The organism is Pseudomonas sp. P4_C3 (assembly GCF_056402075.1).
Genome location: NZ_JBFUIC010000139.1, coordinates 1 through 11,957, shown reverse-complemented (window position 1 = coordinate 11,957; position 11,957 = coordinate 1). Strand labels below are relative to the sequence as shown.

Below are 11,957 nucleotides of genomic sequence, written 5' to 3'. Positions count from 1 at the left end.
CACCGGCATCGCGTTTGACTCGAGCGGCTATCGAGCGACCCTCGAGTTGAGCGCCGCGTTGCTGGGAGTGGCGGCTGTTCTTGCCTTCCTGGCTGCACGCGCAATCTCGCGGGAGCCTGTTACATCGGTAGACATCGCTTGAAAAAAACCACAAGACACGCCAAGGCGTTTCTTGTGGTTCCGGTGGGGCATTCGTTCGCAGGCTGGCGACTTTGACTTCCAATTAGCATCTGCGTAGCCAGAAGAACGATCATGCCTTCTCGATTTCTTTCAGGTGCGCATAGCTATCAACAAATCGCTTAAATTTGTGTTTGCCACACGTGTACGCTTCATACTTCGCAGGCAAAGTCTCACTCACGCAGGTTGACACCGGCTCAACAACCGCATCGAAATCCAAATCAATAAAGAACGGTATGGAATAACGTTCCAGGCCGCTAGTATTTATGACGCGATGCATTGTCGATGTGTAGCGATCATTGGTTAGGGTTTGAACTAAGTCACCAATATTGACGATGAACGTGCCTTCAACCGGTGGTGCGGTAACCCACTCCCCTGCACGATTCCTGACTTGCAAACCGCCAACTGCATCTTGGGACAGGACAGTCAAGAAACCGTAGTCCGTGTGAGCCCCAATACCAATCTCCTCTTGGGAAACCCTACCAATCTGGGGCGGGTAACGCAAAATTCGCTGAATAGTGATGGGCTTACGCTGAAGACGTTCAAAGTAATCTTGTGGCAAACCTAAACTCAGCGCGATCCCGCCGATGAGCGTTCTCGCGAGCGCCAATACAGCGCAATGATAAGCGTCGGCAACCGTCTCGAATTGTGGCAGTGCGGAAGGCATTTGATTAGGGCCAAAAAATGGAGAAACCTCATCGTAATGAGCTCCGTAATCAAAGCACTCTTTAAAGTCGCGGGTGTTAGCAGGGTCTACGTTTTCCGCATACATCGGTATATAGCCGCGTAGCGTCAGCCCGGAGTTTACGACATTAAGTTCGTTTTTCTCCTCATATGGAAGTTTAAAAAACTCCTTGGAAAGCGCGTACATATCATCTATCAACTGCTGCTCAACGCCATGATTTTTAATATAGAAAAAACCCACTTTTTCGCAGGCATCACCTATTTGGCTTGCCACCTGCAGTGGATTATTACCGCTGGTAAGTGGCGACACATCAATGATTGGAATTTCAGTAAAATCTGTTTGCTTGCTAGCCAAGCGAATATCAGATAACGCTGTCACGAAGGATCTCCTTCTAAAAATTAAATTTAGGCAGCGGATTCAGAAAGACGGCGAAGCCCTCTTCAACCTCACTGCGCAACACTATTCAGATTCAAAAGACAACAGGGCACGAGTTTCCCCATCCAACTTTATACCTAGCGTTGTCACCGACATATTTCACCCATTCGATGCAACCGCCCCCTTCACTCACTGTCAAGGACACCAAACCGCAAAATAGTTACAGGAAAGCGGAAGTCGTTACTGGCCCGCCGTTGTTGCAGCGGTTGTGCCGTCAAACATGGCTGCAAAGCGGGGCTTGTTGGCTGCGTAGTATTCTGCAACCACCTGGTCTGCCGAACTATCACGCGCAGTAGCCATCAATTTCTCAAGGTCAGCTTTAGGAATTTTGAAGTTGGCGAAGAATCGGGCAACATCGGGGTGCTCCGCGCTAAAGCCTTTGCGTGCAACCGCGTGGATTTGCTCAGCGCCACCGAAAATTTGCTTCGGATCATCCAGATAACGCAGTGACCACTTGGAGAACATCCAATGCGGGCTCCATGCGTTGATCAAAGACCACTTGTCACGCTTCAGATTACGGTCCAACTCGCTCAACATTCCGGATTCTGAAGAAGCGACCATCTTATAGCCATCGAGACGATATTCTTTGATGGCCTTTTCCGTAAGTTTGTACTGACCATTACCCACTTCGGAAGTCAGGATCTTGCCGCCGAGCTTTTCCCTTACCTCTGGTTTGTTAAGGTCTTCGACACTGGCGACTTCACTGGCAGGAATGGAAGTAGGCACCGCCATGCCAATCCGACCTTCATACAGCACACCCAAGTCTTCGAGCTTGTCGCGGTATTTGTCATAAAAGGACTTGTGAGTGCTCGGCAGCCAAACCATCGGAATCAGGTCGATATTACCGTTAGCCAGCGCCTGGAACTGAATACCGATATCGGCCAGCACCAATTTAACCGGTTGCTTCAGGTGGTCTCGCAGTGCCGTGTCTGCCAGCTTTACAGCGATTTCCGTATCCGACCAATTCACCCAACCGATACGGATAGGCGCGGGTTCCTCGGCTTGAGCAATCAGGCTGCAGGATGCCATAACCAAACCTGCAAGCCAGCCGATACAAGTTTTACTGGATAACGTAATCATGTGCATCTCCGCGTACTGTATTTCTCATATCGTTCTGTAATGGAATGATCAGCTCACTCACAATGCTTTTTCGAGCGCCGGCAATGCCTCAAACAAATCCGCAACCAGCATGTAATCTGCAACGTGTGCGATCGGCGCCTCAGCGTCCTGGTTGATCGCGACGATGACCTTTGAGCCACTCATACCCGCCAAGTGTTGAATGGCGCCGCTGATGCCAGCGGCGATATACAGATCCGGCGCCACGATCTTGCCCGTCTGCCCGACCTGCAGATCGTTGGGAGCAAAACCGGAATCCACTGCGGCGCGCGATGCACCTACGGCACCACCGAGCTTGTCTGCGACACGCTCGATCAACGCAAAATTTTCTTTGCTCTGCATTCCACGACCGCCGGAAACGACGACGCGAGCGCTCGACAGGTCTGGCCTTTCGCTAACGGTCAACTGGTCGCTTACAAAGCGAATGTTGCCTGCGCTTTGCCCTCCATTAACCGCCACGACATCGCAGGGATTCTGATGTGAGGAGGCTTGGGCAAAAGCCGAGGCACGGAGGGTGAGCAACTTGATCGGATCAAGTGACTGAACGGTGGCGATCGCATTGCCGGCATAAACAGGTCGTTGGAAAGTGTCTGCCGACTCAACCTTTGTGACATCCGAAAGCATGCCGACATCCAGGCTGGCCGCTACCCGCGGCAGCACATTACGGCCCATGCTGCTCGCATCGGCGAGTACGTGGGTATAACCGTTAGCTACCAGTGACGTAATCAGTGGTTGGATATGTTCAGCCAACGTCTTTTCGAACATCGCATCCTGCGCGAGCAGCACCCGATGCAGGCCCTTGGTAAGCGCGGCTTGTTCCGCAACGGCTGACGCCTCTGGCCCACCGATCACAAGCAAATCCGTTTCAGCACCCAGCTCCATGGCGGCGGTAATGGCACTCAAGGTACCGGCGGTAAGTTGACCGGCCGAATGCTCGGCGATAACCAACGTGCGCATCAAATCACCCCCGAAACGTTTCTCAGTTTTTCCACCAGTTCAGATACCGAACCGACTTTGATACCTGCTTTGCGCACCGGAGGTGGTGCCACCCCTAACAATCGAGCGTGCGCCTTCACGCTCGCGCCCAAGGTGTCAGCGGCAATCACCTCAAGCGGTTTCTTCTTGGCTTTCATGATGTTCGGCAACGAGGCATAACGTGGTTCGTTCAGGCGCAGATCGCAGGTGACAACCGCTGGCGCTGAAAGAGCCACAGTCTGACTACCGCCATCGACCTCGCGCTCGACGACCCATTGCTCATCGACATAGTTGATGGCTGACGCGTAGGTGGCCTGACCACTGCCTATCAACTGCGCAACCATTTGCCCAACCTGGTTGTTCTCCTGGTCGATCGCCTGTTTGCCAAAAAGGATCAGTTGCGGCTTCTCGTTATCGATCACTTTGCTCAGGTATTTGGCCACGTTGAGCGGCTCGAGCAGCGCGCCTGTTTCGACCAGGACTGCCCGATCCGCGCCGAGTGCCAACGCCGTGCGCAGTTGCTCCTGCGCAGCAGAGGTGCCTACGCAGACCACCAGCACCTCTGACGCCAAGCCCTTCTCCTTAAGGCGAATCGCCTCTTCCACTGCGATCTCGCAGAAAGGGTTCAAGGCCATCTTTACGCCATTGAGCTCAACGTCTGAACCATCAGCTTTCACCCGAACTTTTACATTCGGGTCGATGGCGCGCTTTACCGCAACGAGCACTTTCATAGTCCCCTCGCATTCATGGATCGGTGCCTGGGATGACCGGCCCGATCACCCCTGTTTCGAATGGATGTTAATCCTGGTTTTTCCACCGCGCAAGAAAAATGTACACCTGTGTCTCAATCATTGACACACATGAACATTCGACATACCGTTATGTCAAACCAAGCCCGATGTTCTGTTCCCGGAGCGCAACACCATGTCCAGCGATCCCCTGCTGCAGCCCTATAAGATCAAGCACCTGACTCTCAAAAACCGGATCATGACCACCTCCCATGAGCCCGCGTATCCTGTCGACGGCATGCCGAAGGATCTGTACCGGGCTTATCACGTTGAACGCGCGAAGGCCGGCGTGGCGCTGACCATGACCGCAGGCTCCGCCGCTGTTTCCCGCGATAGCCCGCCGGTGTTCAACAACGTGCTGGCGTATAAGGATGAGGTGGTCAAATGGATGAAGGATCTGACCGACGAATGCCACGAACACGGCGCGGCGGTGATGATTCAGTTGACCCACCTGGGAAGGCGCACGCGCTGGGACAAGGCTGACTGGCTGCCGGTCGTATCGCCTTCTCATCGCCGTGAAGCGTCTCACCGGGCCTTTCCGAAAAAGATGGAAGACTGGGACATCGATCGAATCATCAAGGACTACGTGGATGCCGCCGAACGCATGAAGGCAGCGGGCCTCGATGGTCTGGAGTTGCAGGCTTACGGTCACCTCATGGATCAGTTCTGGTCGCCATTGACCAACGACCTCGACGGCCCGTACGGCGGCTCGCTGGAAAACCGGCTGCGCTTCACCTTTGACGTCCTGCGCGGTATCCGCCAACGCTGCGGCGAAGACTTCCTGCTCGGGGTCCGCTACACCGGCGATGAAGACCTGCCCGGTGGCTTCGGTGCGAAGGACGGCATGCAGATTTCTCACATGCTCAAGGACAGCGGCCTGGTCGACTTCCTCAACGTCGTTCGCGGGCACATTGATACCGATGCCGGCCTGACCGATGTGATTCCGATCCAGGGCATGCGCAACTCTCCGCACCTGGATTTTGCCGGCGAGATCCGTGCGGCGACGGGTTTCCCGACGTTCCACGCAGCCAAGATTCCCGACGTCGCAACCGCCCGACACGCCATTGCCTCCGGCAAGGTAGACATGATCGGCATGACCCGCGCGCACATGACCGATCCGCACATCGTGCGCAAGATCATCGAAAAGCGCGAAGAAGAAATTCGCCCCTGCGTAGGGGCCAACTATTGCCTGGACCGTATTTATCAGGGCGGTGCCGCGTATTGCATCCACAACGCCGCAACCGGGCGTGAAACCACCATGCCCCACGAAATTCCCAAGGCGCCGACCAAGCGCAAGGTGGTGGTGATCGGGACCGGCCCCGCGGGTCTGGAGGCAGCGCGGGTCGCCGGTGAACGTGGCCACGACGTCACTGTGTTCGAAGTCGCCGACCAGCCCGGCGGGCAGATTCGATTGACTGCTCTGAGCGAGCGTCGCCGCGAGATGATCGGCATCATCGACTGGCGCATGGTGCAATGCGAACGCCTCGGAGTGAAGTTCCACTTCAACACCTGGGCCGAGGCCGAGACGGTGCTGGCTGAAGAGCCGGATGTGGTGATCGTTGCCACGGGTGGCTTGCCCCATACCGAGGTGCTCAAACAGGGCAACGATTTGGTGGTGTCGACCTGGGACATCATTTCCGGCGACGTCAAGCCCGGCCAGAACGTGCTGATCTTTGACGACGCGGGCGACCATGCGGCGCTACAAGCAGCGGAGGTCATCGCCAACAGCGGTGCAAAACTGGAGATCGTCACGCCTGACCGGTCGTTTTCGCCGGAGGTGATGGCGATGAACCTGGTGCCTTACATGCGTAGCCTCCAGGACCTGAACGTCACCTTTACCGTCACGTATCGGGTCGATTCCGTAGAGAAGCGCGACGGCCAACTGGTTGCCCATTTCGGCAGCGATTACGGTCAGGTGCACAAACAGCGCGTAGTCGATCAGGTGGTGATCAACCACGGCACCCTGCCCCTGGACGATCTGTACTTCGAGCTGCGCCCGCATTCGAGCAACAACGGCGCGGTCGAACAGCACAACCTGATCGCCGGGAAAACCCAGAACATCGTGACCAACCCTGACGGCCGTTTCCAGCTATTCAGGATCGGCGACGCGGTGTCGGCGCGCAATACCCACGCGGCCATCTACGATGCGCTGCGGCTGGTCAAGGACATCTGAAGTCATGCCCCTGATCCTGGATCAGGGGCAATTTTTCATATTCGACACGAGGCTCTTCCATGTCAGCACAGACCTTGAAATCAAGGGCTGCGGTCGCATTCGCGCCCAATGAACCGTTGCGGTTGGTCACCATCGATGTTGCGCCACCCAAGGCCGGTGAAGTCCGGGTTCGCATCATTGCGACCGGCGTTTGTCACACCGACGCCTTCACCCTTTCGGGCAGCGATCCCGAAGGTATTTTCCCCACGGTGCTGGGGCATGAAGGCGCAGGTGTGGTCGAGTCCATCGGCGAAGGCGTGACCTCGCTGCAAGTCGGCGACCACGTGATTCCGCTCTATACCGCGGAATGCCGGCAATGCAAATTCTGCCTCTCTGGGAAGACCAACCTCTGCCAGGCCGTCAGGGCGACCCAGGGCAAAGGCCTGATGCCCGACGGCACCTCTCGTTTTTCCTATGAAGGCAAGCCACTGTTCCACTACATGGGTTGCTCGACTTTTTCCGAATACACCGTGCTGCCTGAAATTTCCCTGGCGAAGATTCCAAAGGAGGCTCCGCTGGATCAGGTTTGCCTGCTCGGCTGCGGGGTGACTACAGGCATTGGCGCCGTACTCAACACCGCCAAGGTGGAGGCTGGCGCTAGCGTCGCGATTTTTGGGCTGGGCGGTATCGGTCTCGCCGCGATCATCGGCGCAAAAATGGCCAACGCCGGTCGCATCATCGCCATCGATATCAATCCAGCCAAGCGCGATGTTGCCTTGTCATTGGGCGCGACGGACTTCATCAACCCCAAGGACTATGACGAGCCTATCCAGGACGTCATCGTCGAACTCACCGACGGCGGCGTCGATTACTCGTTCGAGTGCGTCGGCAATGTGCAGTTGATGCGAGCGGCACTGGAGTGCTGTCACAAGGGTTGGGGCGAGTCGATCATCATCGGTGTTGCCGGCGCAGGCCAGGAAATCAGCACTCGCCCCTTCCAGCTCGTCACTGGTCGCGTATGGCGTGGCAGCGCTTTCGGCGGCGTAAAAGGCCGCACGGAGCTTCCCGGTTATGTGGAGAAGGCCGGCCGCGGGGAAATCCCGCTGGAAACCTTCATCACCCACAACATGCCCCTGGAAGCGATCAACGAGGCATTTGAGTTGATGCACACCGGGCAAAGCATTCGCACCGTCATTCATTTCTGATATCCGATGGGTCTCCGATCCGTCGACAGTCCAATCACCACCAACAGAAAGGAAACAAAGATGTCTGTTTTTACTCATGTAACCGTCGGCACCAAAGATCTGCAAAAAGCACGCGCATTCTATGATGTTGTTTTGAAGGAGATTGGCCTGAACCGCGTTGCCGATCTCGACGAGACCGGATCTATCTGGGGCATCGATAAGCCTTCGTTCTTCGTACTCAAACCGGCTAACGGAAATCCGGCCACCGTCGGCAACGGTGTCACCGTCAGTTTCGAAGCACCGAACCGCGCTGCAATCCATGCCTTCCATACAGCTGCATTGGCAAACGGTGGCGTTTGCGAAGGCCTGCCAGGCTCACGTGGCTGGGCTGAAAATGCTTATGCTGCCTACGCTCGGGATCTGGACGGTAACAAGCTGGCCGTTTACTGCTTCAAGGCAGAGTAAACGACACTTACCGGAGCCTCTGTGAAGGGGCTTCGGTTTATCAGGCTTCAAGCCCTCTGCGGGCAACGGCAGCACCGGCTTGCAACGCCCTGCCAATTTGTTCTTCGAAATGACCTTGCGTCATCGTTTGCAAAGCCGCAGCCGTCACTCCGCGGTAGGCAACCAAGGCATCGATCATCTGTTGAGCATCGTGGCTGGCCAATAGCTGGCTGCTATTTACCACGACATTTTTAGCGGCGAGCTGCGCAATATCAGTGGGTATGCCGGCAACCATCGCCTGATTGGCCAGCGCCGTCATCAATAACGCAGGAAAGGCCGGGCCGGTACCCGAGAGTGCCGAGAGGTAATCGATGAAATCCTCTTGCTGAACCTCAGCAGCGGTGCCCACACATTCGAAAAGATGCTGCACGAGATCCTTCGTCGCGGCCTCTACCTCTGCGAAGCAATACCAAGGTGTAAAAGACTGCCCGATTTCTACCGCCGCGTTGGGCATCGCCCGCACGACCGCCGAAGCCGAGGTCTGCGCAGCAATCGCCTGCGCTGTAATCCCGGCCATCAGTGAAATGACTGTTTTGCCCGTCGCGTTGATGTTCAGGCTGGCGAAATGCTCGGGGCGAACCGCGATGATGACTACGTCGCTGCGATCCACCAGGTCCTGGTTATCTGCCACCAGGCAAGCGCCTTGCTGTGCCAATGGATGGCTGCCCGAACGGTTGGAAATGATCAGATTGCCCGTCGGCACCAATGCCTTTGCCAGCACTGCCTTGGCGATCGCTGCGCCCAACCACCCCGTTCCTCCAATAATGCCTAGCTTCTCATTGAGCATCTGCAGACGTCTCCTCGAAGGTATCGGTCAAGGGCACGAAAACCCCGGGCTCTTTTTCGGCGTAGCCGAATTTCCCGTAAAAACGATCCAGCTCACGCTGCTTGGGTACTTTCCCGGTGAAGATGCTCACGTAATGAGGAATGCGTTGGAAGCGCACAGTGATCAACTCAGTCGTGTTCATGGTGATGTAGCCGATCTGGGTCAAATAAATCGTTCTGGCTCGCGCATCAGCGCCCTGGCTGTCATAGCCGAAGCGCTTGAACATGCTCGCCAGGGCATTCATGCGCTGCTCGTCTACGGTAGCGACCTCTTGAGCAACTTCAGCTGACTGAAGCGCCCAGCTGCGCACTGCGAACTCGAATTGCGAGTCGAACAGTTGCGGGTTGAGCCAGCACTCGAACACATTCAGGATCGCCTCGGAGATGCTTTCCGCATAGCTTTCGCTTTGCCGGATCAAGCCCCCCGTATTGGTCTCCCGCCAGCGTGAAAGCAAGGCGGCGAGCAACTGTTCACGATCCTCAAAAAACCAGTAGAAGCTGGTTCGTGACAAGCCCAGGCGCTTGGCCAGCGGCATGACCCGAACGGCATCGATGCCCGACTCCTTCAAGGCTTCATAGGCAGCTTCGAGCCAACCCTCCGGGGAGCCGCGCCAACCTGCATCCTGGGCCTTACCACGTGCCTTCCCTAACTGGGACATCGCGCTTACCTTCTACAAAAAATGCGTAACGCGAATGTACCCTGATGCCTCCCTGAATGTACACCTAAGTACATTTTATTGACTTCGCAATCTGAGGCATGCCTGCTTTTCCACACGTTTCACAGGAATGCGCGCTAGCCGCATTGGGATCATTGGAGATTCCCATCCAGAGACATGAAGCGCGGCGCACAAAGAAAACAAACTTCTGTTGGGCTGTCTTGGGCGCGATTCTATTCTCGAGTCAGTAATTTTTGATAACGCCTGGTTATCTTTGGCCCAGTAAAAAAGTTGCTGGACGCTGCGATCCATTGAAATTGAATAATGGCTGCGCCAAAAACTTACCAGGTAGGTTGCCCGATGAAATTCAATAATAAAGTGGTGGTCATTACCGGCGCTGCCGGCGGTGTCGGACAGGCGTTAGCGTTATTGTTCGCCCGAGAAGGTGCAAAGCTTGTTTTGTCTGATCTTGACGAAACCGGTTGCAAATCAATTTCCGCCAAAGTCCGTGACTTAGGCGCCGAAGTGCACTACGTGGCAGGCGACCTGCGCCGAAAAGAATATTGCGAAGCGATTGTCCAATCTGCCGTCGACACTTTTTCGGGGATCGATATCGTACTGAACAATGCGGGCATCATTCCCCGCGGCACGATTGAGGAAACCACTGACGACATGTGGTTCGACGCCATGGGCGTAAACCTGAATGCGGTGTTCTTCATCTGCCGTGCCGCGATACCGCACATGAAAAATCGCCCCGGCGCCGCGATCGTCAACACATCATCTGTCTGGGGCATTTATCCAGGCCCCGCCCACGTGGCGTATTGCACAAGCAAAGGGGCCGTCGCGGCTTTAACCAAGAATCTGGGCCGCGATTGCGCCCCTTTGGGCATTCGTGTCAACGCCGTGTGCCCGCACGAAATCAATACCCCGATGATACGCAGCGGCTTTGAGCGTCGCGGCCTGGATCCGGACAAGGCCGTGCAAGAGTTGAACAAGAGCGTGCCATTAGGCCGTATCGCCGAGCCTGAAGACATTGCGGATGTCATCGCATTTCTGGCGTCCGACGAGGCCAGGTACATCGCCGGTGAAACGGTCGAAGTCACAGGCGCCAAGCCGGTATCCGGCTAAGGAGAGGTAGCGATGCTTAAAGGTAAAAATGTAGTGGTGACCGGGGGCGGCAGAGGGATTGGCCGAGGCATCACCGAACAATTGCTTGAGGCGGGAGCTTCTGTGTTGATCGCTCAGCGCCAGGCACTGGATGCCGACTTGCAAAATCACCCTCAAGTCTATTTCGTCGAGGCTGATCTCGCTTCGATGGAGTCCCCCGGTTTGATCGCGCAAATAGCCCGGGAGCAGCTCGGCGGAGTCGATGTCCTGGTGAATAATGCAGGGTTCATGTTCGAGAAATCCATTGATGATATGACCGAACAGGACTGGGATCGCATGATGGCTGTCAATCTGCGGGCGCCAGCGTTCTTGTGCAAGGCGTTGGTGCCCCAGATGCGTCAGCGAGGCGGTGGCAGCATCATCAACATCGGGTCGATCGAAGGGATAGGCGCCAACCCTGAACATGCCGCGTACTGTGCCTCCAAGGCCGGTATCCATGGGCTGACCCGAGCCTTGGCAGTCGATCTCGGYCGGGACGGCATCCGCTGCAATGCCATTGCTCCAGGGTGGATCAATTCCGAGTTGAGTGATGCGTACCTCGCCGCTCAARCTGATCCGCGTGCGGCGGGCCAGGCACTTCTGCGTCTTCACCCGGTCGGACGTACCGGGTTGCCGGCGGATGTCGGCGGGACGGTCGTTTTCCTCGCCTCGGAGTCATCGGCCTTCATTACCGGGCAGGTGCTCGTGGTGGATGGGGGGCGCACAGCGAAACTGCCACTGCCGTTTTGATCGAATCAGCCTGACTTGCGACGGAGGGAGTCACTTACTCTCCTCCGCTGCAAAATTTCGCGGCGGGCACGCATTGATTACTTGGGCGCTTTGTTCTCTATCAAGCAGTTGCCACCGTCGATCACCAGCAACTCGCCGGTAATGTAACTGGACTCAGGTGACGCCAGGAACGTAACGGCAGCAGCCACTTCCTCCGGGCGACCTGCCCTGCCAACCGGGACATACTTCGCTGCATTCTCTTCCTCTGGAGTGCTTGACCCTGTGGCGATCCAGCCCGGCGCAACCGAGTTCACAGTGATTCCATAGCGCGCGACCTCAAGGGCCAGGCTCATGTTCATACCTACCATCCCAGCTTTGGCCGCAGCATAAGCCGCCTCTCCTGGATGACCTGCCCGAGTGCCAGTCGTGGAGCTGACATTGACGATTCGGCCGTAGTGTCTGTTGCGCATCCCCGGCAAAATTCCACGGGTCAACAGAAAGGCGGTTGTCAGATTCCGAGCAATTGAAAGATTCCAGCTATCGACACTCATGTCCGCCAGATCGGCAAAAGGCTCGGGATGACCC

12 protein-coding genes and 1 pseudogene are annotated in these 11,957 nt (G+C 56.2%); 6 read left to right on the top strand and 7 right to left on the bottom strand.

All coding sequences use genetic code 11. The features are described 5' to 3' along the window. Positions 1 to 142: pseudogene (locus tag AC1DVH_RS19770) on the top strand (MFS transporter); the annotation flags it as partial. Between the two features lie 108 nt (positions 143 to 250). Here AC1DVH_RS19770 and AC1DVH_RS19765 read toward each other — a convergent pair. The 4 genes from AC1DVH_RS19765 to AC1DVH_RS19750 all read right to left on the bottom strand — a co-directional run bounded on the left by AC1DVH_RS19765 (position 251) and on the right by AC1DVH_RS19750 (position 4,119). Next, the gene (locus AC1DVH_RS19765; protein ID WP_477755227.1) at positions 251 to 1,240 is read right to left on the bottom strand and encodes an isopenicillin N synthase family dioxygenase; all 990 of its coding nucleotides are present in this window, start codon (positions 1,238 to 1,240) and stop codon (positions 251 to 253) included. A 237-nt stretch (positions 1,241 to 1,477) separates the two neighbouring features. Continuing rightward, a complete protein-coding gene (locus AC1DVH_RS19760) occupies positions 1,478 to 2,377 on the bottom strand; it encodes a glycine betaine ABC transporter substrate-binding protein (RefSeq protein WP_477755226.1) in 900 nt (299 codons plus the stop codon). Positions 2,378 to 2,434: 57 nt separating this feature from the next. After that, on the bottom strand, positions 2,435 to 3,370 hold the full coding sequence (locus AC1DVH_RS19755) for an electron transfer flavoprotein subunit alpha/FixB family protein (protein WP_477755225.1): 936 nt from the start codon (positions 3,368 to 3,370) through the stop codon (positions 2,435 to 2,437). Then, on the bottom strand, positions 3,370 to 4,119 hold the full coding sequence (locus AC1DVH_RS19750) for an electron transfer flavoprotein subunit beta/FixA family protein (protein ID WP_477755224.1): 750 nt from the start codon (positions 4,117 to 4,119) through the stop codon (positions 3,370 to 3,372). Before AC1DVH_RS19750 ends, AC1DVH_RS19755 begins: the two co-directional genes overlap by 1 nt. Before the next feature lie 193 nt (positions 4,120 to 4,312). Here AC1DVH_RS19750 and AC1DVH_RS19745 point away from each other — a divergent pair, with 193 nt between their 5' ends. Genes AC1DVH_RS19745 through AC1DVH_RS19735 form a run of 3 tightly spaced genes read left to right on the top strand, consistent with a single transcriptional unit; the run spans position 4,313 to position 7,977 of the window. Next, positions 4,313 to 6,349: an oxidoreductase gene (locus tag AC1DVH_RS19745; RefSeq protein WP_477755223.1), complete on the top strand. Its 2,037-nt coding sequence runs from the start codon at positions 4,313 to 4,315 to the stop codon at positions 6,347 to 6,349. A gap of 59 nt (positions 6,350 to 6,408) precedes the next feature. Beyond that, positions 6,409 to 7,533 carry an S-(hydroxymethyl)glutathione dehydrogenase/class III alcohol dehydrogenase gene (locus tag AC1DVH_RS19740; protein ID WP_477755222.1) on the top strand — a complete coding sequence of 375 codons (1,125 nt, stop codon included), beginning with the start codon at positions 6,409 to 6,411 and terminating at the stop codon, positions 7,531 to 7,533. 60 nt (positions 7,534 to 7,593) lie between these two features. Further along, the gene (locus tag AC1DVH_RS19735) at positions 7,594 to 7,977 is read left to right on the top strand and encodes a VOC family protein (protein WP_477755221.1); all 384 of its coding nucleotides are present in this window, start codon (positions 7,594 to 7,596) and stop codon (positions 7,975 to 7,977) included. Positions 7,978 to 8,017: 40 nt separating this feature from the next. Here AC1DVH_RS19735 and AC1DVH_RS19730 read toward each other — a convergent pair whose 3' ends face one another. Then, complete coding sequence (locus AC1DVH_RS19730; RefSeq protein ID WP_477755220.1) at positions 8,018 to 8,803, bottom strand: pyrroline-5-carboxylate reductase family protein; 786 nt, start codon at positions 8,801 to 8,803, stop codon at positions 8,018 to 8,020. Further along, a complete protein-coding gene (locus AC1DVH_RS19725; protein WP_108217575.1) occupies positions 8,793 to 9,500 on the bottom strand; it encodes a TetR/AcrR family transcriptional regulator in 708 nt (235 codons plus the stop codon). Before AC1DVH_RS19725 ends, AC1DVH_RS19730 begins: the two co-directional genes overlap by 11 nt. A gap of 357 nt (positions 9,501 to 9,857) precedes the next feature. Here AC1DVH_RS19725 and AC1DVH_RS19720 point away from each other — a divergent pair, with 357 nt between their 5' ends. Both AC1DVH_RS19720 and AC1DVH_RS19715 read left to right on the top strand, forming a co-directional pair. Continuing rightward, positions 9,858 to 10,625, top strand: coding sequence for an SDR family NAD(P)-dependent oxidoreductase (locus AC1DVH_RS19720; RefSeq protein WP_477755219.1), 768 nt, complete (start codon positions 9,858 to 9,860; stop codon positions 10,623 to 10,625). A gap of 12 nt (positions 10,626 to 10,637) precedes the next feature. After that, the gene (locus tag AC1DVH_RS19715; protein ID WP_477755218.1) at positions 10,638 to 11,393 is read left to right on the top strand and encodes an SDR family NAD(P)-dependent oxidoreductase; all 756 of its coding nucleotides are present in this window, start codon (positions 10,638 to 10,640) and stop codon (positions 11,391 to 11,393) included. A 77-nt stretch (positions 11,394 to 11,470) separates the two neighbouring features. Here AC1DVH_RS19715 and AC1DVH_RS19710 read toward each other — a convergent pair. Next, a partial coding sequence (locus AC1DVH_RS19710) for an SDR family oxidoreductase (protein ID WP_477755217.1) occupies positions 11,471 to 11,957 on the bottom strand: 487 nt, incomplete at its 5' end.